Source organism: Bacillus sp. PK6-013 (assembly GCF_054161445.1).
The window spans coordinates 483715-508255 of the sequence record NZ_CP096417.1 but is presented as its reverse complement, the minus strand read 5'-3'; the positions used below and the strand labels follow the sequence as shown (position 1 = coordinate 508255).

General features: G+C 44.6%; 31 protein-coding genes. 7 read left to right on the top strand and 24 right to left on the bottom strand.

Translation table 11 applies throughout. The features are described from left to right. Positions 1-3: 3 nt before the first annotated feature. The 14 genes from M1E03_RS02495 to M1E03_RS02430 all read right to left on the bottom strand — a co-directional run bounded on the left by M1E03_RS02495 (position 4) and on the right by M1E03_RS02430 (position 10663). On the bottom strand, positions 4-951 hold the full coding sequence (locus tag M1E03_RS02495) for an ATP-binding protein (RefSeq protein ID WP_025810669.1): 948 nt from the start codon (positions 949-951) through the stop codon (positions 4-6). Between the two features lie 11 nt (positions 952-962). Continuing rightward, positions 963-1628, bottom strand: a complete 666-nt coding sequence (locus M1E03_RS02490) for a hypothetical protein (RefSeq protein ID WP_023857140.1) — start codon at positions 1626-1628, stop codon at positions 963-965. A 21-nt stretch (positions 1629-1649) separates the two neighbouring features. After that, the gene (locus M1E03_RS02485) at positions 1650-2567 is read right to left on the bottom strand and encodes a tetratricopeptide repeat protein (RefSeq protein ID WP_458110652.1); all 918 of its coding nucleotides are present in this window, start codon (positions 2565-2567) and stop codon (positions 1650-1652) included. Between the two features lie 393 nt (positions 2568-2960). Continuing rightward, a complete protein-coding gene (locus M1E03_RS02480; RefSeq protein ID WP_023857138.1) occupies positions 2961-3839 on the bottom strand; it encodes a Cof-type HAD-IIB family hydrolase in 879 nt (292 codons plus the stop codon). Positions 3840-3854: 15 nt separating this feature from the next. Beyond that, complete coding sequence (locus tag M1E03_RS02475; protein ID WP_023857137.1) at positions 3855-4625, bottom strand: DeoR/GlpR family DNA-binding transcription regulator; 771 nt, start codon at positions 4623-4625, stop codon at positions 3855-3857. 142 nt (positions 4626-4767) lie between these two features. After that, positions 4768-5436: a transaldolase family protein gene (locus tag M1E03_RS02470; protein WP_224066750.1), complete on the bottom strand. Its 669-nt coding sequence runs from the start codon at positions 5434-5436 to the stop codon at positions 4768-4770. A 17-nt stretch (positions 5437-5453) separates the two neighbouring features. Further along, entirely contained in the window at positions 5454-6239 is a 786-nt protein-coding gene (srlD, locus tag M1E03_RS02465) for a sorbitol-6-phosphate dehydrogenase (RefSeq protein WP_020453198.1), read from the bottom strand. 14 nt (positions 6240-6253) lie between these two features. Next, positions 6254-6625 (bottom strand): PTS glucitol/sorbitol transporter subunit IIA, encoded by a 372-nt coding sequence (locus tag M1E03_RS02460; protein WP_020453199.1) that lies wholly within the window; start codon positions 6623-6625, stop codon positions 6254-6256. Between the two features lie 23 nt (positions 6626-6648). After that, positions 6649-7656, bottom strand: coding sequence for a PTS glucitol/sorbitol transporter subunit IIB (srlE, locus tag M1E03_RS02455; protein WP_026580213.1), 1008 nt, complete (start codon positions 7654-7656; stop codon positions 6649-6651). A gap of 16 nt (positions 7657-7672) precedes the next feature. Beyond that, a complete protein-coding gene (gene srlA / locus M1E03_RS02450) occupies positions 7673-8221 on the bottom strand; it encodes a PTS glucitol/sorbitol transporter subunit IIC (RefSeq protein ID WP_020453201.1) in 549 nt (182 codons plus the stop codon). Then, entirely contained in the window at positions 8218-8661 is a 444-nt protein-coding gene (locus M1E03_RS02445; protein WP_023857134.1) for a transcriptional regulator GutM, read from the bottom strand. Before M1E03_RS02445 ends, srlA begins: the two co-directional genes overlap by 4 nt. After that, a complete protein-coding gene (locus tag M1E03_RS02440) occupies positions 8658-9620 on the bottom strand; it encodes a sugar-binding transcriptional regulator (RefSeq protein WP_020453203.1) in 963 nt (320 codons plus the stop codon). The genes M1E03_RS02445 and M1E03_RS02440 overlap by 4 nt, the downstream gene beginning before the upstream one ends. A gap of 219 nt (positions 9621-9839) precedes the next feature. Then, positions 9840-10187 (bottom strand): single-stranded DNA-binding protein, encoded by a 348-nt coding sequence (gene ssb / locus M1E03_RS02435; RefSeq protein WP_020453204.1) that lies wholly within the window; start codon positions 10185-10187, stop codon positions 9840-9842. A 104-nt stretch (positions 10188-10291) separates the two neighbouring features. Next, complete coding sequence (locus M1E03_RS02430) at positions 10292-10663, bottom strand: hypothetical protein (protein WP_023857133.1); 372 nt, start codon at positions 10661-10663, stop codon at positions 10292-10294. Positions 10664-10844: 181 nt separating this feature from the next. On the opposite strand from M1E03_RS02430, the gene M1E03_RS02425 reads away from it, so the two are divergent. Continuing rightward, the gene (locus tag M1E03_RS02425) at positions 10845-11258 is read left to right on the top strand and encodes a YwpF-like family protein (RefSeq protein WP_020453206.1); all 414 of its coding nucleotides are present in this window, start codon (positions 10845-10847) and stop codon (positions 11256-11258) included. A gap of 39 nt (positions 11259-11297) precedes the next feature. On the opposite strand, the gene mscL is transcribed toward M1E03_RS02425, so the two are convergent. The 6 genes from mscL to spoIIID form a co-directional block, all read right to left on the bottom strand. Beyond that, complete coding sequence (gene mscL, locus M1E03_RS02420; protein WP_023857132.1) at positions 11298-11678, bottom strand: large conductance mechanosensitive channel protein MscL; 381 nt, start codon at positions 11676-11678, stop codon at positions 11298-11300. Between the two features lie 70 nt (positions 11679-11748). Beyond that, positions 11749-12183 (bottom strand): 3-hydroxyacyl-ACP dehydratase FabZ, encoded by a 435-nt coding sequence (fabZ, locus tag M1E03_RS02415; RefSeq protein ID WP_003185902.1) that lies wholly within the window; start codon positions 12181-12183, stop codon positions 11749-11751. Between the two features lie 181 nt (positions 12184-12364). Next, positions 12365-13192: a flagellar hook-basal body protein gene (locus M1E03_RS02410; RefSeq protein ID WP_458110651.1), complete on the bottom strand. Its 828-nt coding sequence runs from the start codon at positions 13190-13192 to the stop codon at positions 12365-12367. Between the two features lie 43 nt (positions 13193-13235). Beyond that, positions 13236-14075, bottom strand: a complete 840-nt coding sequence (locus M1E03_RS02405; RefSeq protein ID WP_095291470.1) for a flagellar hook-basal body protein — start codon at positions 14073-14075, stop codon at positions 13236-13238. A 206-nt stretch (positions 14076-14281) separates the two neighbouring features. After that, complete coding sequence (gene mbl, locus M1E03_RS02400; RefSeq protein ID WP_003185909.1) at positions 14282-15283, bottom strand: cell shape-determining protein Mbl; 1002 nt, start codon at positions 15281-15283, stop codon at positions 14282-14284. Positions 15284-15468: 185 nt separating this feature from the next. Continuing rightward, positions 15469-15744, bottom strand: coding sequence for a sporulation transcriptional regulator SpoIIID (spoIIID, locus tag M1E03_RS02395; protein ID WP_003185911.1), 276 nt, complete (start codon positions 15742-15744; stop codon positions 15469-15471). A gap of 336 nt (positions 15745-16080) precedes the next feature. On the opposite strand from spoIIID, the gene M1E03_RS02390 reads away from it, so the two are divergent. The 3 genes from M1E03_RS02390 (at position 16081) to M1E03_RS02380 (ending at position 18434) form a co-directional block, all read left to right on the top strand. Then, a complete protein-coding gene (locus M1E03_RS02390; RefSeq protein WP_023857128.1) occupies positions 16081-16509 on the top strand; it encodes a MarR family winged helix-turn-helix transcriptional regulator in 429 nt (142 codons plus the stop codon). 3 nt (positions 16510-16512) lie between these two features. Beyond that, complete coding sequence (locus tag M1E03_RS02385) at positions 16513-17706, top strand: MFS transporter (protein WP_025810665.1); 1194 nt, start codon at positions 16513-16515, stop codon at positions 17704-17706. A gap of 149 nt (positions 17707-17855) precedes the next feature. Then, positions 17856-18434 carry an undecaprenyl-diphosphatase gene (locus M1E03_RS02380; RefSeq protein ID WP_023857126.1) on the top strand — a complete coding sequence of 193 codons (579 nt, stop codon included), beginning with the start codon at positions 17856-17858 and terminating at the stop codon, positions 18432-18434. 46 nt (positions 18435-18480) lie between these two features. Here the strand turns inward: M1E03_RS02380 and M1E03_RS02375 are convergent, their stop codons facing one another. Next, positions 18481-19410: a manganese-dependent inorganic pyrophosphatase gene (locus M1E03_RS02375; RefSeq protein ID WP_149169766.1), complete on the bottom strand. Its 930-nt coding sequence runs from the start codon at positions 19408-19410 to the stop codon at positions 18481-18483. Positions 19411-19540: 130 nt separating this feature from the next. Next, on the bottom strand, positions 19541-20362 hold the full coding sequence (locus tag M1E03_RS02370) for a manganese catalase (RefSeq protein WP_101561377.1): 822 nt from the start codon (positions 20360-20362) through the stop codon (positions 19541-19543). A 129-nt stretch (positions 20363-20491) separates the two neighbouring features. Between M1E03_RS02370 and M1E03_RS02365 the strand changes: the two genes are divergently transcribed. The 3 genes from M1E03_RS02365 to M1E03_RS02355 all read left to right on the top strand — a co-directional run bounded on the left by M1E03_RS02365 (position 20492) and on the right by M1E03_RS02355 (position 22880). Further along, entirely contained in the window at positions 20492-21220 is a 729-nt protein-coding gene (locus M1E03_RS02365; RefSeq protein WP_411220996.1) for a YqjF family protein, read from the top strand. 118 nt (positions 21221-21338) lie between these two features. Then, positions 21339-21854 carry a TetR/AcrR family transcriptional regulator gene (locus M1E03_RS02360; RefSeq protein ID WP_035400336.1) on the top strand — a complete coding sequence of 172 codons (516 nt, stop codon included), beginning with the start codon at positions 21339-21341 and terminating at the stop codon, positions 21852-21854. A gap of 78 nt (positions 21855-21932) precedes the next feature. Beyond that, positions 21933-22880, top strand: a complete 948-nt coding sequence (locus tag M1E03_RS02355; RefSeq protein ID WP_023857121.1) for an NAD(P)H-binding protein — start codon at positions 21933-21935, stop codon at positions 22878-22880. A gap of 95 nt (positions 22881-22975) precedes the next feature. Here M1E03_RS02355 and M1E03_RS02350 read toward each other — a convergent pair whose 3' ends face one another. Beyond that, complete coding sequence (locus tag M1E03_RS02350; protein WP_095323623.1) at positions 22976-23383, bottom strand: CBS domain-containing protein; 408 nt, start codon at positions 23381-23383, stop codon at positions 22976-22978. A gap of 60 nt (positions 23384-23443) precedes the next feature. Beyond that, positions 23444-24400, bottom strand: a complete 957-nt coding sequence (locus tag M1E03_RS02345) for a magnesium transporter CorA family protein (RefSeq protein WP_145929980.1) — start codon at positions 24398-24400, stop codon at positions 23444-23446. Positions 24401-24541 lie beyond the last annotated feature (141 nt).

The window sequence follows — 24541 nt, the reverse complement described above, 5'->3', positions numbered from 1 at the left end:
CACCTATTTGAGCTTATTTCTCTTCATATAATCAAGAACGGATTGATATGCTTTATTCGCATCACTAAACATGGCATAGTTTTTCGCTGTTGAAAACCATTCAAGCGTTGAAGGCACTCTCCCTTGAAGGCTGCTTTCAAGATCTGTCTGATGGACAGGCGACAGCTTTCCTTGCTGAAGCGACCGTTCGATCGCCTGATCTAAAGCATCGCTGACCAATTGTTCTAAATCAGCCCCCGAAAAATGGCAAGTCTTTTTGGCAATTTTCAGTACATCAATCTGATCATGCGGCTTACCGGACAGCTTTAAATTTAAAATGTCGACACGTTCTTCTTCAGATGGGGGCGGCATAAATACCATCTTATTAAATCTGCCGGGACGGCGTAAGGCAGGATCTAAATACCACGGTGTATTCGTTGCACCGATCACATACACACCGTCATTAAACGTCCCTAAACCATCTAATTCTATCAGCAACTGATTGACCAGCACCCTGTCATGATGCTGGCTCATTCCCTGCCGATTCCCCCCGATCGAATCAAGCTCATCAATAAAAAGAACGCAAGGACTGTTATCACGCGCTTTTTCAAAAATATCATGCAGATTATGTTCGCTCTGCCCAACATACATGGACAATATCGCTTGAAGCTCCAAGTGTATAAAGTTTGCTTTGATCTCGCCGGCAATCGCTTTCGCGATAAATGTTTTTCCACATCCCGGCGGGCCAAACAGAAGAAGACTTCCCCCCGTCGCTTTTCCAAACGCTTTAAAATATTCAGGATTTTGCAAAGGCAAAATAAAGTCCATGTTGATTTTCTTTTTAATATCTTCTAATCCGCCGACATCAGCAAAAGTTTCACAGTGTTGTTCTAATTCGGTTAAAGCATGTTGATGTTGATCAAACTGAATGACTTTCACCTTTGCGCGTTTTTCCGTATCATCCCTCTTCATATTTATCCTTCCTATCTATGATTTGTACCGGTTAAGATCCTTTTCACCACTTTATAGTTCGCCTTGGAACCCGCATGTTTTTCTAGCTGGGCCTGATCTTTCTTTTTGATTCCGCTTCTTTCAATATGTATTCCTTGCCGCTGCAGGAGCTTATCAAGTTCATCAGCTTTATTGTAAAACTCGTCGGACAAGGCGGCATCGATTTTTTTTCCGTCATTTAACGTCAGATCATACTTCAGGTAAAGTGCCCCTTTTAACCCTTTTTGATAATAGGCATGGACAGAAGTGACATCTTCCATATCGTAATGTTTGGTGCTGGAAATTAGCCCTTCTCTCATGACAATGCTGTTTTTCCCGATATTTTGATATTGAAAAAAAGCATTGCATAGCAGCGTCAGCCCTACCACTAGAAGAATCAAGGATAAAGGCAGCTGCAAGCGCCCCTGATAGCCTTTGGAAGTTATCACTTTTCTAACGGTGTAAGGTATACAAATGAAGGTCAGCAACAGGCTGTAAAATATGCTTACATCAGAGCAAAAAAGCAAGTTGTCGGAAGCCGCCAGCATTTTCATTTGAAGATTCCCAAATCGGTCATACAAAGACATCGTGCCGACAAAACTGAGCAGTCCGAAAAAAACAAAAAATAGAGTTCCCGGTTTATCTTTATGTATTTCCATTATTTCCACTCTTTCATTCATTTAAAATATCAATCTGTATAAGAATGATATGATCCCTATCACAATAATCAGCAATACAAAAAGGATCCAAATCGGTGTGTACTTCAAAAATGTGAGGACCGAACTACCTCGCATTTGTTCGGGCAATTTTCGCTGCATGAAGGCTCCCGCCAGCCCGTTCATCATATAAGGTGTACTGTAGACGAGAAACAGGTATGGAATCGTAAGCCACTTGAAGACCAATGTCACGATGACTAGAAGCGGCCAAAACAACACCGGTTTTTTAACACGCAGCTTCTCATGGAAGCGCCTGACTTTCAACGGGTATTTCATAAACCAAAAATTACACATGTTGTATAACGCTAAATTGGGTACAATTCCTGGATTGTTCGGATTGATTTGTAGAGCTGTTTTGTTTAAAGTCAAGGCTTGTGCATAATCTCCTCTTCGATACGCCGCAGAAGCGGCCATTCCCGTGAACATGGCATTATCAGCATTTTGGGCAAGCGCTCTGTCTGAACACGCTCTTGATAATCGATCCTCAAAAAACACCGCCAAAATTTCACTGTATACGACAAGAGAAAATGGATCGTCAGGTTCTAATTCCACTGCCTTTTCTATATAAAAACGCGCTTTTTCATACTCATTTTTATCATGAAAAAGAAATTGAGCGTGCATTGCATAAGTGTAGTGATTATCAGGGTACTGTGAAATCAATAATTCATTTATTTCCTCATGCTCTTCGTACATTCCCAATTCATAGTATGCGAGAGCCAAGATAACCAAAATTTCAAAGTTCATCGGATCTAAATTTAAAGCCTCTTTTGCAAACTGTACCGCTTTTTCATATTCTTTCGCATTAAAATATATATTTGAAAGCAATTGATAGCCTTCTTGTGAGTCGGGGTAACTGGATAAAAACTGCTCTGCTTCCTTCAAGGCTTCCTTTGTTTTCCCCCACTTTGAAAGCCGCTCTGCTTTCTCATACATTATGCTCATTTGATTATCCAAATCGATCACCTGTTATTTACTCTTTTTCAATGAGTTCTAGTATCTTTTTCTAAATTCGAGGATTTAAACTAATGATAAAGTCACCTTCCATTCTTGGAATTTGAAATAATAGTTAAATAGTAACAAACATCACCACATCAAACAATGAATAAAAAGTAACGAAAATAATACTTCATAGTTCACGAGTCAGCGTTAAAATAAATAAAGGCCGCCGACATTGTCGGCGGCCCGCGGATCAATAACATCCGCTGCTTAACCGCACTCCTTCAATCGTTACGCTGCCATGTACCGGCATCACGCCGATTTGAAAGGATGTACGAATTAAACCGGTTTGACTTGTTGTTCAATCAGCTGATTCAGGATGTGAGCGACGCCATTTTCATCATTAGTGAGCGTCACCTCATCAGCCATCTCTTTAATGTCTTCGCGCGCATTGCCCATGGCAAAGCTTTTCCCCGCGATCTTCAGCATCGAAAAATCATTGAGACTGTCTCCGACGGCAGCTGTTTCCTGAAGGGAAATGCCGAGCTTGCGTGAAAGCTTTTCCAACGCCAGCCCTTTTGACGCCTGAAGATGCTCAATTTCAAAGTTATGCTCGGCTGAAGTGACAAGCGTAATATCTTGCGCATCGTTAAATCGCTGCCATCCCGTTTCCAGTTTTTCTTTATGAAAAGAAAAAGCTAATATGTTATATACATTGACATCTTTTCCCGCTAAAAACAGGTCGGTATAGGAGCTGATGTACGCGTATCCGTTTTGACTGAGCTGCTGTTCAGCAGCGAGTTCCAGTCTTGAAAGATCGGCCCCGGGATTTGCGCTTTTCAAGCGGTCCAGCTCAATGTCAAGCAGCTCGCGGCCGTTTTGCGGCGTGAAGATCGCTTCATCGCTGAATACCTCATAATAGTAATTCTTTTCTTCAAGCCATTGAAGAATTCCTTCCGCCCGTTTCCTGTCAAGCGGCACCGAGTGGTAAAGGCGGCCTTCAGGATCATGAATCACCGCTCCGTTGGCACTAATAATCCATGTTTTAATACCTGTCGGCTCAAAAATCGTTTGAACATCGAAGGATGCTCTCCCTGTGGCAACTACTACTTCAATCCCGTGTTCCCGCGCTTTTTTAATCGCATCGATGTTTTCTTGTGAGATCTTGCTTTCACTGTTTAACAACGTCCCGTCTAAATCGACCGCAATCATTTTCATCTGCTGTTTTCCCCCTTAAATATCGTGATGTTCAGCCACGAGCAGCTCCACATCATGTTCATCAAGCAGTTTCTGAAACGGTTTCGGCGGCAGCCGGTCTGTAATGAGAAGGTCGATGTCACTGAGTTCAGCATACCGGTAAAAATCCGTTCTCCCGATTTTCGAATGGTCGGCAAGCGCTATGACTTGTTTCGCTTGGGAAATAATTTTCCGCTTCACCATTCCATCCTCCTCATGGGCAATTGTAAGCCCGTGTTCGGAAACCCCCACCACGCCGATCAGCGCTTTATCAACATGATAGCATGACAGCTTTTCAATGACGGAGGCGCCGTACAAAAAGCGGTGCTCTTTTTGAAGCTTCCCTCCAAGCAGGTGGATATCAGCACCTTTTCTTGAGGAAAGAACCTCCGCAAGGTTAATCGAATTGGTGATGATCGTGCAATTGACATCCGGCAAATGCTCGGCGCACGATTGGACTGTCGTGGAAGCATCCAAAATCATACGGTCGCCTTCTCTGATTAAAGAAGCGGCTGCTTTTCCGATCATGCTTTTCTCTTCGGAAACCATGCCCAGCCTGCCCGAATAGTCTTTGACCTCATCATGAACGGTAGGCAGAATCGCCCCTCCCCTTGTTCTGATAATAGCGCCTTGCTCCTGCAGTTTGACCAGATCCCGCCTTGCCGTATCTCTTGAAACTCCGAATAAAGAACAAATTTGTTCAACGGAAATCCGTTTACGCTCTTTTAAATAGTCGATGATGGAAATTAACCTTTCCTCTTGATACACTCGATCATTCCTTCTTTACACAAGTAAAATTCATTATTTATAAGTGATTATAAGTTATTACACAGAATAAATCAAGAACACATAAGTAATTATAAGTAAAAATAAAGCCTGAGTCCGGTTTCCCGATCCTCAGGCTCGCATGCTAAAATGAAAATGATCCATATTGAGAGTGCCAAATTTCACGAAACGCATGGATATCACGGTCTACAGCCGGATGATCAGCCAAATGGCTTAAAAGCTCAGGGCTGATTGTCGCCTCGTGGCTCCCCGCTTCCATGACGGCAAGAATTTGACGGTTATGTTTAAAGCTTGCCGCAAGCACTTTGCAATTTAAACGGTATGTGTTAAATAAGTCGACAATTGTTTTGACAACGCCCGCCCCATGACCATACTCTTGATCAATACGATTGACATACGGCGCGACATAGGAGGCGCCGGCTTTTGCGGCCAGAACAGCCTGTGCAGCGGTATAAACCGTTGTCCCGGTGGTCTGGATGTTTTCAGCCGCGAGCTCTCTGATCGCGTAAAGTCCTTGAGCCGTCACCGGAATCTTTACCGACACGTTTCCATCCAGCCAGTTATAGAGCGCCTTCGCCTGATCGGCTATATCCCGCCAATGGTCGGCGATCACTTGGGCATGGAGAGGCAGATGCTCGGGAAGGAGCCGCCGAATATCTTGAATCTGCTGTTTAAAGGGCTGCTTTTCCCTTGCGATCAGCGCCGGGTTTGTCGTGACGCCGCCAGCGGGAAATGAATCCAGCAATCTTTCAATCTCCGGTATATGCGCTGAATCAATCAGCATGTTCATCATCGCTTCCCCCTCGTGTTTTAATGCATGACCTGCCCTCCGGTTACATTAATCGACTGACCCGTCATATAGGATGCTTGATCAGAAGCGTAAAATAAGATGGCATTGGCGATGTCATCATACGTACAGCCCCGTCCGAGCGGCACTTTTTCGGTGTACACGCGCTCTACTTCGCTCTCTGGAATGCCGAGCTTTTTCGCGTATTGCGGAATCAAGCTTTGGAACATCGGCGATTTCAACAAATTTCCCGGCATAATGCTGTTCACGCGAATGTTGTGTTCGGCAAGATCGAGCGCGAGGCTTTGAGTGAGACCGACACCTCCAAATTTGGAAGCTGAATAAGCTGTATTATGTTTGCTGCCGACCTTTCCCGATTTGGAGTTAATTTGAATGATTGACCCGCTTCCCTGCTCAATCATGACCTTCGACGTTTCCCTCGCGCAAAGAAAATACCCGGTCAAATTGACTTCGATGGTCCGTTCCCAGTCTTCAAGCTCAAAATCTGTGATCTTATTGCTTTTGGCGATTCCCGCACTGTACACCATCACATCGATTTTATTGAATTCCTCCGTGATCCTGCCGATCATTTTTTCCACATCGGCTTCTTTTGTAAAATCTGCTTGAATCCACAGCGATTTGACCCCGTATTGACCGGCTGCATGTTCAGCCGTCCTTTCGGCGTTCTCGCCGTTGATGTCTGCGACCGCGATGTTATATCCCGCCTCTGCCATGCGGTAGGACAGCGCTTCTCCGAGACTTTGGCCGCCGCCGCATATCAATGCCACTTTTCCTTTATTCATCTCCATATTGCACCCGCTCCTTATGAGAATCTTTTAACTTGAATACAGTCTCCTGCTGAAACCTCCGGCAGTTGTTCCTTTCGTTCAAGGTACAGCGTTCCCGGCAGCTCGGCTGAAGCCGATCCGTCAAATTTCAGCGTAATATGCCCGAGATTCGCCAGGTTCTGGCGAACGGCTCCCCCAACGGCTGTGATTTTGTAGGACTCGCCGCCCAGTATGAGCTTATCGCCTTCATTGAAGTCGCCTTCTACAGGCTTTATATCAATTGATAAACAATAATCTTTCAATTCATCCGGAGCGCCTTCGCCGAATAATATAAGCATCTTTTCATCTGAAAATGCCGTTGCTTGATCTCCGATTCTGTTTATTTTTGTTTCATACAGCATGACCATAATTCTCCCTCCTTAAGAAAACCTCAGCTGTCATACATGCCAAAGCTGGCCAGCCAAGCAATGAAAACGGTTGGCGCCCCAGTCAAAAAACGCGAATACAGCACCGACGGCACCCCGACTTCAACCGTTTCGACTTCCGCTTCCGCAAGACCCAGGCCGACCGGAACAAAGTCGGCAGCTGCTTGCGAATTGATCGCAAATAACGCCGGCAGCGCCAAATTCGGCGGAATGTTTCCTTTGCCGATCTCAACGCCGATCAGCGAACCGACAACTTGTGCAATCACCGCCCCGGGTCCAAGAAACGGGGAAAGCAGCGGAAATGAACAAACAAGCGAGATTAATAGCAATCCGGGCAGTGACCCTGCAAATGGTGATAAATATTTGGCAAAAATGTCTCCGATGCCTGACTCTTTAATGATGCCGATCAATAGAGCAACAAAAGCCATGAACGGAAGAATTGTTTTGATAACGGTTTCAATCGCTTCCCGTCCAGCTTGATAAAACGTGCTGACGACCGATCCCATGGCCATCCCGATTGTCGCCATCATCCCTTTCGGCGACTGCTGTTCACTAATTTTTTTCTCTGTGCTATAATGGTTTTGTTTATTTTGCATTTGTTTTTCTTCTGGAATATTAGACTGTTCAGGCTCCTCCACAGCTCCCAGCAGTTTAATATTCTCTTTTTTTACTCCGGAAACATATATATCTTCTGTAATATGGGCGGCAAGCGGCCCGCTTTTTCCGGTCGCCATCACATTGATCGTCGGAATTCGCTTTTTCGGGTAAAGTCCGCAGCGCAGCGTCCCTCCGCAGTCAATGATCACAGCGGCCATTTCGTTTTCGGGTACTGTCGTTTTAAAGCCGTCGACCAGGGTGCACCCCGTCAGCTCAGCTAAATGATCCGCAAAATCGGGTTTGTTTCCGCCGGTGACGTACACGATTTTATTTCTCTCTTCATCAGGCGTGATCACCAGAGGCCCGCCAAACCCTCCCGGCCCTTTTGAAACTTCAACCGAACGATAGGAACTCATCTGTAAACCGCCTTTCTTATTTGAGATCAATCGAATCTTTCAAGGCAATGCCCTGCTGTTTCGCGACATAAGCCGTTGTCATATCCGTTACCCAGCCCCTGAGAAAGTTTGTTACAATCCCGACCAGAAGATAGCGGAGAGCGAGCTCGGTCGTTTCATGCCCCAGCGTCGTAATTCCTGCGGAAATCCCGAGGAAAACAAACAGCTCGCCCGGATTCACGTGCGGGAAAAGTCCGTTATGCGTGTGACAAGAATAGGATGCAGCCGCATAATAGCTCGGTTTGTATTTTTCAGGCAAGAACCTGCCAAGCGACAGCGTCATTGGATTTGCAAGCATGAACGTACCAATGACAGGCAAAACCATGTATCTCGTTAATGGATTTTTTCCCGACTTCCTCGCGAGCGCTTCGACGCGCTTTTCTCCTATCAGGCGTATCAGGGCATTCATGGCGACAAGAAGCATAATCAATAAAGGAACGATGTCTGTAAGCATACTGACAAACACTTCTCCGCCATGTCTGAATAAGTCCATAAACTTCTCCGCAAGCCATGTTACGTTTTTCATAATTCACCTCTTTTTTTGATTTGAAAGCTCATCAGTTTTTGAAGCCGCGTTTTCTTCTGCGGGACATCACCCCCTTTCGTGATGATGTCGAATGTTTTCAAGGCATCTTCAATTGCGAGCCGTGTGAGGCGGTCGTGCCGGACAAGCTCCGCTTGTCCGATCTTCAACAAATACTTTCCTTCAAACCCTTTTAAAGGCTTGATTCTTGAAAAGACAGTGACACCTTGCATTTTTGACGCCTTCAAAATTTTATTGCGCTTGTCAATGACAAACAGGACGACCGTTCCGGCTCTGAATAAGCCGGTCTTCCTTCCGACCGCGACTCTTCCCATACGTCTGTATGCGGCGAATGTTCGGTTGAAATGCCTGATTTGCAAAAAACCAAAAATACTTTGGAGAAGCCATGCAGCTCCAAGGGCGATGATAAAGTAAATGATCATAATTGGTTTCTTACCTCCTCGGCAATTTCTCTGGCTGTTTCGGCAGTTGTCACCAAAATATTAATATAACGGCCTTTTGCAGCCCCGATAATAGAAGGGACTTTTTCATGGGATTCAGCAAGACCGATGGAATACTCCAAATTCTTTAACCTCTTGATGTCTATCGCGATCGTTCTGTCATGAATCTCTGTTTCTACCAACGCTCCCGACCGATCAAAGAAACGCGAGCATATATCTCCGACCGCCTGCTTTTCTTCAAGGCGCTCGATATCCTGATCGCCGTAAAATCCGGTCCAGATCATATTTGAAGAACTAAGCGGCGCTCCGATCCCGACGGCTGCCACGGTAAGGCCGTTCCACAGACTTTCTATTTTTTTAAAATAGTGGGACTTGACGATTTCCTCTTTCGTTTCTTTTTTTTCGACAACGGCTGCCGCGTCTATAAAGTAAGGCGTTCCTCCAAAGTCACCGGCAATGCTGTATACGATGCTGTTCACGTGATATTTCGTATCCATGGCGCCCGGACCGCCGACAAGCGGCACAAATGAAGCGCTCCGTTTTTTTACGCCGTGAAACTCCCCGATCATTCCCGCCATCGTCGTCCCCCATGCAAAGCCTACCGTATCTCCGTCTTTCACGACGCGTTTTAAGATTTCGGCACCGGCTTTGCCGACGAGTTTCTTCTTGTCTTCAGATGTTTGTTCCGGTTTTGCGTCGCATATGTACACTTCTTTAAGCCCAAGCAGCTGTTCGAGCTCCCGTTCCAAATCGTAGTGTGTCCCGACATGGTCATCGATCGTGATTTTAACGATTCCTTCCTCGCGCGCTTTTTTCAGCATACGTCCGACAGTTGTTCTGTATATCCCTGTTGCGTTTGCAATCTGGCTCTGTGTCATATCCTCTTCGTAGTACATTTTGCAGACTTTGATCAGAAGGCGTTTATCATCCTTTATTTCCATAAGATCACCCTTCTTTTGCACATTTGTGCAAGCATTTGTCATTTGTCGTTGTATTCGCTTACATTATACATACGGAATTTTTGGGCGTCAATTTAAATTTGTCTATTTTTTGTCTAAAATAAAAAAACCGGTCATTAAAAACCGGTCATAAGGGGGATAAAATTGGGGATAGTAATTGATTTTTTTTAAGAAAGGCGTTTGCAGAAGGAATTTTACGGTTTAAGCTTCCGACGGCTCATGGGCTTTTCGGCTTTCTCCCAAAAATCTGACTGATCGGGCGACAACTTCTGTAATAAAGACGCGTTCGCCTTCTGAATTGACGTATTGGCGAGTCTGGATTCTTCCGCTCAGCCCGATGATGGAGCCTTTTTCACAATATTCGGCTGTATTCACGGCAGTTTTGCGCCACAGGGTGCAATTGACAAAGTCCGCTTCAATTTCGCCTGCTGCATTTTTGAAAGGCCTGCTGACAGCCAGCGTCACATTTGCAACAGGGACACCGTCAGATGTGTACCGAAGTTCGGGATCTTTTGTCAAACGCCCGACCAGCATGATCTCATTAAACATTTCGTCCCTCCCTTCCTGTTCGGGTATCCCCAGTTTATAAGAGATCGGTATTTAAGGAAAATCATCATAAAAGAAAAATAACCCGGAAAAAACCCGGGTTCGCGTCATAATTTTTGTTTCTTTCTGCCATTAATTAAAAAAATCATCTCATTGTTATTTGAGAAATACGTATTTTTCAGAAACTGAAAAAAAACAGGAGATGCCAGCCACCGCTCTGAGTATACGCGGACATATGAGCCCCCGTCCCAAGCATACAAACGGAATGACAACTCTTTCTGTTTAATCGTTACTTGAAATTCGTATATTTCCATTCTGTCTTTTGTTTCATAGCGAAACACGATGCCTTCATTGGCATACGTGCTGATCTCGTGCTTTTTGTTTCCGGCTGAAAAGCAAATCATAGGCATATATTGACGGCAGTCAGCAGCTGGATTGCTTGCGATCACAAATACTTCTTTTAAGAAAAAATGGTTCATAAGTCACCTCCTGCTCAATATCACCTAAAGTATAAATAAAAATAAAGCATTATAAAATACTTTTTGCAAAATTTAAAATACGAATATGCTCCTATTGCATAAACAAACCAGGGTCAAGAGTTCTTCCAAGCGAATGTGCTATAATGGTTATACAACTATGGAAGCTTGTGAGGTGATACTAGTGAAAACCTTTAGGCTTATTGATTTAAAAATTGTCCGCCAGGATGAAACTTCAAAGCGGCTCGAGGAGTTCCCGCTGATCGACGGCCTTATCATTAATAAAGAAGACGGAGAAAACCACTGGATGGTTGAGGGGCTGGTTTCGAAAGAATACCGGTATTTTTTCGAATACCTCCTTCAGGAAGGCAAAGAAGTGAAAACATATGTAACGATCACGAAAAAAAGCAACCGCCCCGCACAGCTGTTAGCGAAGGTCAAAAAGATCACGGTACTAGGCGAGCATGTTTCCGTCTTATTGGACGGCAAAATGGTCAGCTCAAAGCTGAGGAAAGGCTCCGACAAGATCTTGGAAGATTTAATGAAAGAAGGATATTCCGGAGACCGGCTTCTTGAAGCATTTAAACAAAATATATAGAAAAGGCTGTCTTCGCCGGACAGCCTTTTCGCTATAGCTCTAAGAGCGCTTCGTCTGCTCTTTTAACAAATCCCGTATTTCCTTAAGCAATTCTTCCTGCGGATCAGGAGCAGCTTTTTCTTCTTCGGCATCCTTCTTCTTCAGCTTAGAGATATAACGGATAAATAGAAAAATGGAAAACGAAATAATAAAGAAATTGACGATCGACTGAATGAACAGCCCGTATTTAATGTCGGCATCAACAAATGTGAACGACAGCGCTGAAAAATCCAGGCCTCCTAGCAGAAGACCGAGGAGCGGCATCATTAAATCATTGACAAGCGAAGTCACGATTTTTCCAAAGGCGCCTCCTATGATAACCCCGATTGCAAGATCGATTACATTTCCACGAATCGCAAAGCTTTTAAATTCTTTCCACATGAATGATCACCTTTTCTCTTTTATGATAAAAAAACAAAATGGGCTTTTACGGAAACCCATTCTGTTTGCGTTATTCCTGTTTTTCGCCAAGAGAAAACATCAATTCGGCTTCACACACCACTTCTCCGTCCACTTTCGCGACTCCTTTTCCTTTGCCGATGGAACCGCGGAAACGAAGCACTTCAAGCTCAAGATGGAGCTGATCGCCCGGTTTGACCTGCTTTTTGAAGCGGCAGCTGTCGATCCCCGCAAAAAACGCGAGCCTTCCGCGGTTTTCTTCCTTCATCAAAAGCGCCACGGCACCCACTTGCGCAAGCGCTTCAACAATCAAAACGCCAGGCATCACCGGATAATCCGGAAAGTGTCCGTTAAAGAATTCTTCATTTACTGTCACATTTTTATAACCCGCTGCCCGTTTTCCTTCCTCTACTTCTGTCACACGGTCTACCAGCAGAAAGGGATAGCGGTGGGGAATGATTTCTTTAATTTGCTGAGCATCAAGCATTGCCTTGACATCTCCTTTTTCGAAAAATATGTATAGAATGATATGTCAGTGCCTTATTCTGTACATCTGGAAGTATATTATGAAACGGAATCTTTTTCAACAAAAGATGAAAGACAACGCTGAAAATGAAAATAAAAAGAGCCTGAACCAAACGTCGTTTGGCCGGCTCCTATTTGCTTCGCTAGCGAACTGAATTGATCAGCCCCATCATTTGATCACCCATCGTGATGGCGCGGGAATTCATTTGATAAGACCGCTGCGAAGAGATCAGGTCGGTCATTTCCTTCGATACATCGACATTTGATGATTCGAGGAATCCCTGTTTTAGAGAAATGTCCTGCCGCCCGGCTCCGTTCAGATTGATGAGAGCCGTTGCTCTCAATTCATCGCTGACAGAAAAAAGATTGCTTCCTTCTTCCGTAAGAGCCTGAGGTTTGACAGCCCGAACGATTCCCAGGTTAAAACGCAATGGCGCTTCACCTTGATTGTCTGACGAAACGGTGAAACTACCCGAATCGTCAACTTTGATGTGTTTATAACGCTGGTTGAAACGGATGGGATTTCCGTTTTCGTCAAGAACAGCATGCCCTTCTTTCGTCACCAGCTGCATCTGGTTGGCGTTGCCAGCCGCAGGCGTCAGGTAAAATGCTCCGTCTCTTGTATATTGCACTTCCCCGTCGACATTGACCTGGAAGTACTGATAAGGAGAAGTCAGTGCGATATCAAGATCGCGGCCAGTTTCTTTAAGGCTTCCCTGTTTATGTGTCAGCCGGTCGGTCATCACGGCTCCGACGCCGAGCCGAAGTCCGGGCGGCGTCTTTCTGCTTGCCGCTACTTCATTATTTTTCTCGTTTACCTGTTCAATCTGCTGCCTGATCAGCTCCGAAAAGCTCGTGTTTTTCGCCTTATATCCCGTTGTATCGGTATTTGCAAGATTATGGCTGATATTATCAATTTGTTTTTGCAGTTCAAACATTGTGTTTGAAGCCGTGATCATGGATCTAAGCATCGTTTTTCCACATCCTCCATTTACGCTGATCGCGATCGGTCATTTATCCGATCCTTCCAATCTCATTGGCCGCCTTTTCCATGCTTTTATCATAAGCTTGAAGAACTTTTTGGTTGGCTTCAAACGAGCGGTAGGCAGCGGTCATTTCCGTATAAGCTCTCGTCACGTCGACATTCGACCGTTCCGTCATCCCCTGCTTGACAGAATAAGCGACTGCGGGATTGCCGACTGCGCTTGGCAGCGCCTCACCGTTTTCAGTACGATACAGATCATCGCCTTCTCTTGCTAAATTTCTCGTATCGAGCGCGATTCTGACATCGATCCTTCCAAGGTTTTGGCCGTTTTCAGTCACCGTTCCGTCCTCAGCGACTTGAAAATTCTCGCTTCCCACCGTAATCGGCTGGTTTTCCGTTGAAAGGACGAGTCGGCCGTTTATTGTCAATTGATTATTTTCATTTAAAGAAAAACGGCTGCTTCTTGAATAGCGTACATCCCCATTTTCAAGCCGAACCGCGTAGAAAAGCGCTGCTTTATCGTTTGTTTCCCCGTTGACCGGAACTTCGGTTTCGCTGATTGCAATATCCGTCGGCTCATTCGTGCTTTGCAGATCCCCTTGCGAGAATTGAGGCTTCAGTTCCTGCATGTAAACTCCTGTATTGATAGAACCGATCGGCGTCTGTGTTGAAAACGAACGCGAAGCGCTGCCGGCCTTGACAGAATCGGATTCAATCCGGCTCAAAAGCATTTCCGGGAAAGAACGGATTGACCCTTGGTCTTCTTTATATCCCGGCGTATTTGCGTTCGCGATATTATTCGTCAGCATCTCTGTGCGGCGCTGCTGGGTGATCATTGCTGAAGTCGCTGTATAAAGTCCTTTTAACATCATTTCACCTCAAATAAGTGTCATGCTCCAGAGTTTCTCATCGAAAAACCTCTTTTGCGAAAGGCTTGCAATTTATATTCGCTAATACAGAACATTTGTTCTATAATGGTATTCAAACATACTACTCTTTTTATCGGCAGCCATTCGCTTCCTTTAAAGCATTTCACATAAAAAACCTCATTCTAAATAAAGAATGAGGTTTCTGATCAGCTCAGTTTGCGCTTAGGAAGCTTGTCCATGTTATCAAGCATGACACCCGTACCAACTGCCACACAATCCATCGGATTTTCGGCAACGAGAACCGGCACTTTCAGTTCTTCGGCAAGAAGCTGGTCAAGACCGTTTAACAACGCGCCGCCTCCTGTAATGATAACGCCTCTGTCGATAATATCGGCTGACAGCTCAGGCGGCGTTCTTTCGAGCACCTGCTTGGCAGCCTGTACAATGACAGATACAGATTCGCGCAGCGCTTCTTCCACCTCTTTGCTCGTTACCGTAATGGTTCTCGGCAATCCTGTGACCATATCGCGGCCGCGGATGGAAATTTCCTCGTGACGTGCGTCTGGGAAAACAGTTGCGACTTTAATCTTAATGTCTTCGGCTGTCCGTTCGCCTATGAGCAGCTTGTACTCACGTTTGATGTAGTTCAAGATTTCAAGATCAAACTTGTCCCCAGCCATTTTAATAGAAGAGGCGGTGACAATATCGCCCATTGAGATGACTGCGATATCTGTCGTTCCACCGCCGATATCAACTACCATGTTTCCGCTTGGCTGGAAAATATCCATTCCCGCTCCGATTGCGGCCACCTTAGGTTCTTCCTCCAAATATACATGCTTTCCGCCGCTTTTCTCGGCAGCTTCTCTGATAGCCTTCTGCTCCACAGAAGTAATATTTGTAGGGCAGCAAATCAGCATGCGCGGCTTTGAAAAAAGACCTTTCACATTCAGCTTGTTAATGAAATGCTTCAGCATGGCTTCCGTTACTTCAAAATCGGCAATGACGCCGTCTTTTAATGGACGTATCGCAACAATATTCCCAGGTGTACGTCCTACCATTCTCCTTGCTTCTTCACCGACAGCGAGCACTTTCCCATTGTTTTTGTCAAGAGCAACGACTGATGGTTCATTTAAGACAATACCTTTTCCTTTGACATGGATCAGCACATTCGCTGTACCAAGGTCAATACCAATATCCCTTGCAAACATCTATCTATATCCTCCTCGAAATCTGTTTCACAGCAATGTCCACATTCTGCCCTAATTATATATTTTATCATAAATATTAGAAAAAAAAGAGAGCTTATTAAAGTTCTTCATAAAATTTTTGTGGCTTTTTACGGAGGATACCGGGAAATTCTGATAAACGGTGCTCGTTTCTGAGCCATTATTCCTTATTGCACGGGTTCTCTTTCAAAGATTTCCTCTTTCTTATATTTTAGTTTTGTCGCTTCTCCGCCCCGCAAATGTCTGATTGATTTATGATAATCAAGAATTTCTTTTACTTCATTGGCCAGGTCAGGATTAATTTCAGGCAGCCTTTCTGTCAAATCCTTGTGAACGGTACTTTTGGAAACACCAAACTCCTTCGCTATCACACGAACTGTTTTTTTCGTCTCCACGATGTACTTCCCTATCTTGATTGTTCGCTCTTTGATGTAATCGTGCACACCACTCGACCTCCCTAAAATGGATGTGAGAAGTGTGAAATGAGATCCGTCTTGTGAAAAAATTCGCTATTTGCGCAGCTTCTTCGTTTTATGCTTTTCCAAGTAGAATTTTGAAATACTCCCACGATCCCTCACCTCAAACACTCTCTTTGTTAGGTTTGTATCAGTGTATTAGCATTCAAATGGGATTATGCTAAAAACTCAAGGAGGACAAGGGGTTTCTCTGATAATTTTATTTCGGGTTTCAAAAATTTTAACTTTACACTAATCTTGGCTTCCGGTAAAATGAATAAAGTTTATTATTTACCTAGGTAACTATTTTGAAGGAGTCCGGGAATGGAACATATCAATCGAAAGATTATTCACCAGCTCAATCAAAGCACGCGGATGGTTGCTAAGAAAACGAATGAACAGCTCGAAGCATACGGCCTTTACGGTTCACAGTGGTCGATCCTATACTGTCTTCACACCTGCGGACCGATGACGCAAAAAGACATTTGGACTTACTTGCACGTTGAGGCGCCGACTGTGACGAGAACCGTCAGCCGCCTCGAAAAAAACGGCTGGGTAGAACGGATACAGGGCGATGACAAACGGGAAAAAGTCGTCAAAATGACAGAAGAAGCCAAAATTAAATATGATGACATTCAATTAAAAATGCAAGAATTTGAAGAGGAAATGCTTTCCGTATTTGAAGAACGGGATAAAAAAACATTTCAAAGGCTGTTAAATCAATTATTAGAAGGACATCAGGAGGAGTTGTAGCCTATGAAGCAAGCTGAACCCATTTGGACCAGGGATTTTATCATGGTCGTTTTGATTAATTTATTTATATTCGTCTATTTTTACGCACTGTTGACCGTGCTTCCGGTCTATGCAATGCAGGAGCTCGGCGGTTCCGAGTCAGAGGGCGGCCTTTTGATCAGCGGCTTTATGCTGTCCGCGATTTTTGCGAGGCCGTTTTCGGGAGCCGTTATTGAACGTTTTGGCAAAAAAAGAATGGCGCTCATCAGTGTCGTGCTGTTTACTTTAGCATCATTTCTTTATATCTATATTCACGATATCTACCTGCTGCTTGGTATTCGCTTTTTCCAAGGCATTTGGTTCAGCATCATCACGACAGTGACGAGTGCAATTGCAGCCGATTTAATTCCGCCGGCCCGCCGCGGGGAAGGTTTGGGCTACTTTGCCATGTCGATGAATTTGGCGGTGGTCATCGGTCCGTTTATCGCGTTGAACCTGCTGGATAAAATGAGTTTTTCCGATCTGTTTATTTTATTTTCAGGAATCGTCACTGTGGCCATCCTTTGCACGGCACTGGTCAGGATTCCTAAAGGAAGCGACATCCGTTCGGCTGTGTTCAGGTTGTCTTTTTCCAACATGTTTGAAAAGGGCGCGATTCGGATTGCCACGGTCGGATTGTTCGTGTCGTTTTGTTATTCAAGCGTCATTTCCTTCATCTCTGTTTATGCAAAATCTCTCGGCCTTATTGAAGCAAGCAGCTATTTCTTTATGGTGTTCGCAGTGACAATGATGATCACGCGGCCGTTTACGGGAAAACTGTATGATAAAGTCGGCCCCGGAGTCGTCATTTATCCGTCCATTATCATTTTTTGCGCCGGGCTTTTCCTGCTTGCTTTCACAAACAGCAGCGGGATGCTCTTGCTATCCGGAGCTGTCATCGGCATGGGCTACGGATCTATCACGCCGTGCCTTCAGACCTTGGCGATTCAAGCTTCGCCGCCTCACCGGAGCGGCTATGCAACGGCGACTTATTTTACGCTGTTTGATACCGGGATCGCAGTCGGATCCTATGTTTTCGGGTTGGTTGTGGCACAAGCCGGTTTTTCAAACATCTATTTATTCTCAGGCGTTTTTGTGCTCATCAATCTGTTTCTGTATACATGGAGCCAAAAACCCGCACTCGCAAAGGAAAAGCGGGATATATCAATGGCTGAATAAGCCGTTCAACCTCGCCGGGCCGGGATTACCCGGCTTTTTTCATGCCGGCTGATACAGTCCGATCTGTCATTTAATGAAACTTTTGCAAAATCAAATACGTCTCCTAACTGTCTGACCAAAAACTACTACTCTATTAAAAAGGTGATTTTTTGAACTATTGGCTTTTTACACGTATTCATCAATTATCAAACCACAACCACATCCTGGACAGCGCTATGATTTTGATTACAGAAAAAGCAATTTACATGTATGCGCTCATTTTGCTTTTGATCTGGATCTTCGGAAACCGTTCTTATAAAATAAGCGTTCTTCAGGCAGGTGTGACGGGTATTCTCGGATTGGCGGCAAATTATTTGCTGTCATTGGTTTACTATGAGCCGAGACCGTTTGTCGCTCACCATGTGGACGTATTAATTCATCATGCGGCCGACGCCTCGTTTCCCAGCGATCATACAACCGGGGCGTTAGCCATTTCGATCGCTTTTTGGCTTTATCATCGGAAAATTGGAACCTGCCTGATTGCTTTCGGGTTGTTGACGGGCTTTTCCCGTATTTGGGTCGGACACCACTACCCTGTTGACGTTTTAGGCAGCATTTTGGTCGCTTTATTTGTATCACTCGTTATATTTAGATTCTCAGCGTATGTGCAGCCGCTTTTTGAACGGATCATCTCACTCTACGAATCGATCTTGCGGAAATTGCGGAAAGCCGTATCCAGAACGGCATAAGAAAACACCCGAATCTCATGATTCGGGTGTTTTTCATTTCCTTTCCTTAACCTTTTAAGGCTTCGGTTAACGGCGGAACAATTTGTTTTTTGCGGGATACAACCCCTTTCAGTGTTGCTGTGTTGTCTGACAATGTAACATTGAACGCTTTCTCCACTGCTTGTGCAGCTTGTCCTGAAGCGACGACAACCGAGTCGTTTGTTAAAATGTCGGTTACGACAAACACAAATAAATCCAATCCTTTTTCAGACACCACTTTTGCAAGTTCTGCTTCAACTTCTGCTTTGCGGGAGAGAACGTCGTTTGTATCAACAGTGTTAACTTGCGCGATCTCCACTTTATGGCTTCCCATCGTAAACTCTTTTGCGTCAAGAGAGAGAAGCTGAGGAATCGTTTTTGCGCTCAAATCTGCCCCAGCCTTCAGCATATCGAGTCCATAGCTGTCGGCATCAACACCGGCAATCGCAGCCAATTCTTTTGCAGCTTTGACATCTTCGTCCGTGCAAGTCGGAGATTTGAATAAGAGGGAATCTGAGATGATCGCCGACAGCATCAATCCTGCGATATCTTTTTTAATTTCGACGCCGTTTTCTTTATAGAGCTTGTTTAAGATCGTTGCCGTGCAGCCTACAGGCTCTGCGCGATAATACAGAGGATCGCTCGTTTCAAAATTGGCGATCCGGTGGTGATCGATGACTTCAAGCACGCGAACTTGATCAAGGTCATCGACGCTCTGCTGGCGCTCATTATGGTCAACCAGAATCACGCTGTCAATTTCATTCGCAACAGTGTTCACAAGGCGGGGTACTTCTGCATTGAATTTCTCAAGCGCGAATTCGGTTTCGCCGTTGATTTCGCCGAGGCGGACGGGTTCTGCGTCCATGCCGAGCTCCTTTTTTAATTCGGCATATGCAATCGCTGAACAAATCGTATCCGTATCCGGATTTTTGTGGCCAAAAATAAGTACTTTACTCATGATATAACTCCTTACTGTTGTTTTTATAGTAAGCTTACCTGACAATAAAAAAATCTGCAAATCTGTCACTTATTTTAATATTTACGGAGTGTTTTGTCATTTTAAAAAATAAAAAAAGAGCCGTTCGGCTCTATTCTCCATAGTCAGGTGTATTGTGGCTTCGTTTTGGAGCGGGCTTCAAGACCGGTTTTTCTCCATATGCGACAGGGCCGCTCTCGTAGTGGAATTCCGCTCCGTCCGGCGCCTTCTCTTTCAGCCAATCAAACTGCGCGCTTTCTTCTCCATCCGAGAAATTGTATAAAGTATGCGCAATGTCTTCTTTTTCATTTTCATCCGAAACCGTGCCGGGCACGATGACGCCTTCTTTTTCTTCCAACTCTTTGATTGCGGCGATCCACTGGTTTTGGTGCATCGTGTCTCTCGCTAAAAGAAAACCGAGCATATCTTGTACACCATTGTCATCCGTCATTTCGCGCAGCCGCGCGACTTGCAGTCTGCCTTGCGATTCAGCGTTGACATTTGCGCGCAGATCGGCCAGAAGGTTACCGCTCGCTACAATATAGCCTGCATTCCACGGAACGCCGGTGCTGTTTTCAGGCATGGCTCCCAGTCCCGAAACGATCGCATGGTGAGGGTTCATTCCGCCCATAATTGCACCGATGACAGGATCGTCTGCGGCTTTTTCCTGCTCGTAAACCGGTGCGTCTTCAAGCAGGCGCGCGATCATCGTCGCAATCATTTCGACGTGTCCGATTTCTTCTGCCGCCGTATCCATGAGCAAATCTTTATACTTTTCATTTCCCCTTGTATTCCACCCTTGAAAAAGGTATTGCATGGCCACAGATATTTCTCCGTACTGACCGCCGAGTATTTCCTGCATTTTCTTGGCGAAGACAGGATCGGGTCTTTCAGGTTTTGCAGGGTACTGCAGCACTTTCGTATGCTTGAACAAATCACATCACTCCTCCGTTTTTTGTATCCTCGTTTTTGAATTAACCGTAAAGGGAAATGATAAAACCGTACAACAGGCTCGGGATGTGTTGCAGACGGGTCAACATTCGAATCGAAGGAGTGCTGTTCTATGATTAAAAATACTTCACACCGTCCTTTTCCGCCGCCTGAAGGACCGTGGGTGATGACGCAAACATGGAATCATGTATTATTTGCCCATTGGGCTGTTGATTCTGAAGCCATTCGCGGACGAATACCGGCGGCCTTGGAACTGGAGACATTCAATGGAAAAGCATGGATCGGCATTTTGCCTTTCCTGCTGACAAATATGCGCCCCCGTTTTTTGCCCCCCTTTCCTTTCGTCAGCAGATTTCCCGAGCTGAACGTCCGGACATATGTATCATATAAAGGCGTACCGGGCATTTATTTTTTCAGTCTTGACGCCGCTTCACGCTTAGCCGTCGCCGGCGCGCGCGCAATGTTCCACTTGCCTTATTTTCACGCCGGGATAAACTTTGTAAAAGAAAAAAACCATATTGAATTTTCCAGCAGAAGGGATGATTCAAAAGCGGCCTTCCGCGCCAGCTACCGCCCGCTGTCAGATTCCTTTACCGCCCAAAAAGGGTCCATCGAATACTGGCTGACTGAAAGATACCGCCTGTACACCACGTACAACAACCGGGTCTACTATGAAAACATCCATCATTCTCCATGGACGCTGCAGCGGGCCGAAGCCGAAATCCGACAAAACACGGTGCCCGGAGCAAGCGGTCTCATATTGCCTGATACCGCTCCGCTTCTCCATTACGCCAAACGGCAGCACGTCTTATTTTGGCCTTTGCAGCGGGACCGGGGATGAAAACTGTTGCACCAATAGATACATGTTTTAAAAATTACGTGCTTGAATCTTGAATCGAAATCTGTTACGATCTCAGTAAGTAATCAATCAATAACAAAATGAAGGGAGGCGGCATATCATAAGACAGAGTAAGGAAAACCGAAAGGAGCAAATACTTGAAGCTGGATTAGAAGTGTTTGCAGAAAAGGGATATTATAATACCACGACAGCACTCATTGCTGAAAAAGCCGGTATTTCCCAGCCCTATATATTTAGGTTTTATAAGACGAAGGAAGAGTTGTTCGTTGCCGCGCTCGATCGGGCCTTTGAAAGAATCCTCCAAACGTTTCAAAATGTCGAATCCAGCTCCGAACAGATCGTAGCAAACATGATCAAAGCATATGAAGAGTTGTCTGTATCACACCCTAATGAAATAGCCTTACAGGTCATCGGACTATCCGTTACGGAGGAATCGATCAGAAATTGTTCAAAAACGGGCTTATCACGTATTAGAAACTATACGCTGGAAAGGTTCCAGGAAGCCAATGTTCCGAATGCAGAGAGGGAAGTTACGACTTTCCTGGCAAGAGGGATACTTTGCAACATTTCCTATTTCTTGGATTTGCCGGAGATCATGCACGGCCAAACAGAATAAAATAACCGATTTGTTTCGGTTTTTTATTTAAGCATTAGTTATTGATTGATTAATAACTTACCCAAGGGGGAATTTTCAATGGAAAAAGCAATTGTTTTAGGCGCAACAGGTGGAACAGGTCAAGTGATAGTTTCAGAATTGCTGTCAAGAAATATTCCGGTTATCGCTTTCGGCCGTTCTGAAAATAAACTAAAGAATCTCATAAAAGAACATCATTCAACACCGCTATTAACATATCAGCTTGGCGATGTCTTTGATGCACAGACCATCAGTGAAGCAGCGAAGGATGCAGATGTGATATTTCAATGCGCCAATGTTCAATATCATGAAATGGCAGATAAACTCCTGCTTCTCGGTGAAAGTGTAATGAAGGCTGCAAATATTTCAGGCAAGAAAATCGTGATTGTGGATGGAATATATGTTTACGGCCGACAAATTGCCAAAGGAGACGAAAATCATCCGAAACTGCCCCATACAAAAAAAGGAAAGCTAAGAGTAGACTTTGAAAACTTAATATTCGATAAGAAATGGAAAAATGCCAAACCATTAATCGTCAGACTGCCCGACTATTATGGGAAAACTTCGCAAAATTCTTATTTACAGCCTACATTAACCGGAATGGCAGCAAATAAAATAGCTGTTTTTATCGGCAATCTAAAAACCCCCCGGGAGTACGTATATTTGCCTGATGCCGCAAAAATGATTGTGGAAATCGCAAGTAAAGACGATTCTTACGGTGAAAACTGGAACATTCCCGGCGCCGGACTGATTTCAGGTAAAGAAATCATAAAAATCGCACGCCAAATTACCGGAAATAATAAATTAGTAATACCATTAAATAAACTTGCCATTCGTATAAGCGGATTATTTGATCCAGTCATGAAAGAAGTAGTAGAAATCATGTACTTAACTGAAGAAACATTCATTCTAAACGGGGAAAAATATGAAAAGAGGATAGGAAAAATTCCCGCGACACCTTATCAAGAAGGGCTGAAAGAAACATTGAGATGCTTAATGAAAACTTAATCTAAAGTTAAGTTATTGATCAATCACTAATATCTAGGGCTTTGAATATTAACTATAAAAAAGGAAGAGCTAAAAACGCTCTTCCTTCACCCTGTTTAAGCCGGTTTTGAAATTTCGCTTAATGCTTCTCCCGCTTTCTCATCCGCATGTGAGACGGAGAGATCCCCCAAAGCAACGATTCCGACAAGACGGCCATCTTCAACAATCGGCAGCCTGCGAATTTGGTGTTCCGCCATCAAATCACCAGCCTCTTCAGCAGACATATCCGGGCGCCCTGTCACCATCTGTGTGCTCATGATATCCCGAGCAGCCGCATCTGTTTCATTTTCAGCTACACATCTGATAACAATATCCCGGTCTGAAACGATCCCCGTCAAATTTCCGTTCTCGCAGACCGGAATTGAACCTACATTGTAATCACGCATCTTCCCGGCAATTTCCGCAATCGGAGCAGAAGGTTCGCAGCATTCGGCATTGGTTGTCATGATGTCCTTTAGTTTCATTCGGAATTCCTCCTTTACTGGGGTTATTATGTGCTTTTCCGATATCCCACGGGCTTAAACCTATTTAAAAGAGCCCTTCCTTTTCATATATCGTTTTTTATCCTTCAATAAATCGCCGGTCCACCCTTTCTTCCTCAAATACCAGTACACAAGAACGGTAGAAACGGCAATTAAAATAAGCGAAAATAAATAGCCGTACTTCAATGAGAGTTCAGGCATGACTTCGAAGTTCATTCCCCACAGGGCGCCAAAAGCCGTCATCGGCGTAAAGATCGTCGTGAAAATCGTCAGCGCTTTAAAGATTTCATTGCCTCTGTGGGATGTCACCACTTCTTCGGAATGGAGCAAATAATTGATTTCATTCGCATACTCTTTGATCAATGACATGCCTCTGTCGATTTCGTAAAACGTCCTGCGCTGTTCGATTTCATCAAACGATTTGCTTAAAAAAGTTTCTTTAAGACCCATTGCTACCTTTTTCATCGATAAAATTAAACTTCTTATGACGAGCAGTTCGTGACGCCGTTTATGAATCAGTTCAATGATGCTTTTATTGTTGTCATGGTGAAATCCCCACCTTACTTTTCCAAGGTGAACTTCAAAGTGCTCAAGTTCCTTCAAATACATTCTCATCAGTTCGCCCAGCAGGACCAGGAACACTTCAGGGGCGTCTTTGCATCGCTTTAAATGTTGATCGATCGGCCTTCTGTTTGCCTCTTCAAATTGCGAGATATCTAAATTCATTGTGAAAAAATAGTCTTTCGTTAAGTAAAAATGAAATGCTGTCCGATTTTGTTGAACTTCCGCTTCCTGATCGTAAATATATGAACCGTAGATCGCTTCCTTGCCTTGAACGGCAGCATTGATATCAATGCAATTGATATTGGCCGATGGAACGCCTTGAAACCAGTTTCGGCATTCCGGCCAATGATCGGGCTGGATCAGCCCTTGTGCTGTCGCTTTTTCGTGAGGGCCGAGCTGATACCATGTCCAGCCCTCTCCCTGAAAAACTCTCATATTTCGTCTCCTCCTCTTCCGGCCCATTCGTTTTATATTTCTTTGCCCGCCCTCCGCGTAAATAAACATCATGTTTGCCGCGCTGCGGCACGTGGTATGAAGCCAGTATGAGTTTTTCATAGAAAAGGAGGTGGCGCCTTC

Excerpts from the sequence above, each read along its gene's own strand:
- M1E03_RS02390 (WP_023857128.1), top strand. The coding sequence starts at position 16,081 with ATGGAACATATCAATCGAAAGATTATTCACCAGCTCAATCAAAGCACG.
- srlA (WP_020453201.1), bottom strand. The coding sequence starts at position 8,221 with ATGAAAAACGTAACATGGCTTGCGGAGAAGTTTATGGACTTATTCAGA.
- mscL (WP_023857132.1), bottom strand. The coding sequence starts at position 11,678 with ATGTGGAAAGAATTTAAAAGCTTTGCGATTCGTGGAAATGTAATCGAT.
- M1E03_RS02480 (WP_023857138.1), bottom strand. The coding sequence starts at position 3,839 with ATGAAAATGATTGCGGTCGATTTAGACGGGACGTTGTTAAACAGTGAA.
- M1E03_RS02405 (WP_095291470.1), bottom strand. The coding sequence starts at position 14,075 with ATGTTAAAAGGACTTTATACAGCGACTTCAGCAATGATCACCCAGCAG.
- M1E03_RS02440 (WP_020453203.1), bottom strand. The coding sequence starts at position 9,620 with ATGGAAATAAAGGATGATAAACGCCTTCTGATCAAAGTCTGCAAAATG.
- mbl (WP_003185909.1), bottom strand. The coding sequence starts at position 15,283 with ATGTTTGCAAGGGATATTGGTATTGACCTTGGTACAGCGAATGTGCTG.
- M1E03_RS02350 (WP_095323623.1), bottom strand. The coding sequence starts at position 23,383 with ATGAAACTAAAGGACATCATGACAACCAATGCCGAATGCTGCGAACCT.
- ssb (WP_020453204.1), bottom strand. The coding sequence starts at position 10,187 with ATGTTTAATGAGATCATGCTGGTCGGGCGTTTGACAAAAGATCCCGAA.
- fabZ (WP_003185902.1), bottom strand. The coding sequence starts at position 12,183 with ATGCTTGATGCTCAGCAAATTAAAGAAATCATTCCCCACCGCTATCCC.
- M1E03_RS02445 (WP_023857134.1), bottom strand. The coding sequence starts at position 8,661 with ATGATCATTTACTTTATCATCGCCCTTGGAGCTGCATGGCTTCTCCAA.
- M1E03_RS02470 (WP_224066750.1), bottom strand. The coding sequence starts at position 5,436 with ATGATGAACATGCTGATTGATTCAGCGCATATACCGGAGATTGAAAGA.
- M1E03_RS02410 (WP_458110651.1), bottom strand. The coding sequence starts at position 13,192 with ATGCTTAGATCCATGATCACGGCTTCAAACACAATGTTTGAACTGCAA.
- M1E03_RS02460 (WP_020453199.1), bottom strand. The coding sequence starts at position 6,625 with ATGGTCATGCTGTATGAAACAAAAATAAACAGAATCGGAGATCAAGCA.
- M1E03_RS02495 (WP_025810669.1), bottom strand. The coding sequence starts at position 951 with ATGAAGAGGGATGATACGGAAAAACGCGCAAAGGTGAAAGTCATTCAG.
- M1E03_RS02385 (WP_025810665.1), top strand. The coding sequence starts at position 16,513 with ATGAAGCAAGCTGAACCCATTTGGACCAGGGATTTTATCATGGTCGTT.
- M1E03_RS02365 (WP_411220996.1), top strand. The coding sequence starts at position 20,492 with ATGATTAAAAATACTTCACACCGTCCTTTTCCGCCGCCTGAAGGACCG.
- M1E03_RS02375 (WP_149169766.1), bottom strand. The coding sequence starts at position 19,410 with ATGAGTAAAGTACTTATTTTTGGCCACAAAAATCCGGATACGGATACG.
- M1E03_RS02490 (WP_023857140.1), bottom strand. The coding sequence starts at position 1,628 with ATGGAAATACATAAAGATAAACCGGGAACTCTATTTTTTGTTTTTTTC.
- srlD (WP_020453198.1), bottom strand. The coding sequence starts at position 6,239 with ATGGAGATGAATAAAGGAAAAGTGGCATTGATATGCGGCGGCGGCCAA.
- M1E03_RS02430 (WP_023857133.1), bottom strand. The coding sequence starts at position 10,663 with ATGAACCATTTTTTCTTAAAAGAAGTATTTGTGATCGCAAGCAATCCA.
- M1E03_RS02345 (WP_145929980.1), bottom strand. The coding sequence starts at position 24,400 with ATGAGAGTTTTTCAGGGAGAGGGCTGGACATGGTATCAGCTCGGCCCT.
- srlE (WP_026580213.1), bottom strand. The coding sequence starts at position 7,656 with ATGAGTTCCTATCGTTCGGTTGAAGTTTCAAAAGGGCCGGGAGGGTTT.
- M1E03_RS02355 (WP_023857121.1), top strand. The coding sequence starts at position 21,933 with ATGGAAAAAGCAATTGTTTTAGGCGCAACAGGTGGAACAGGTCAAGTG.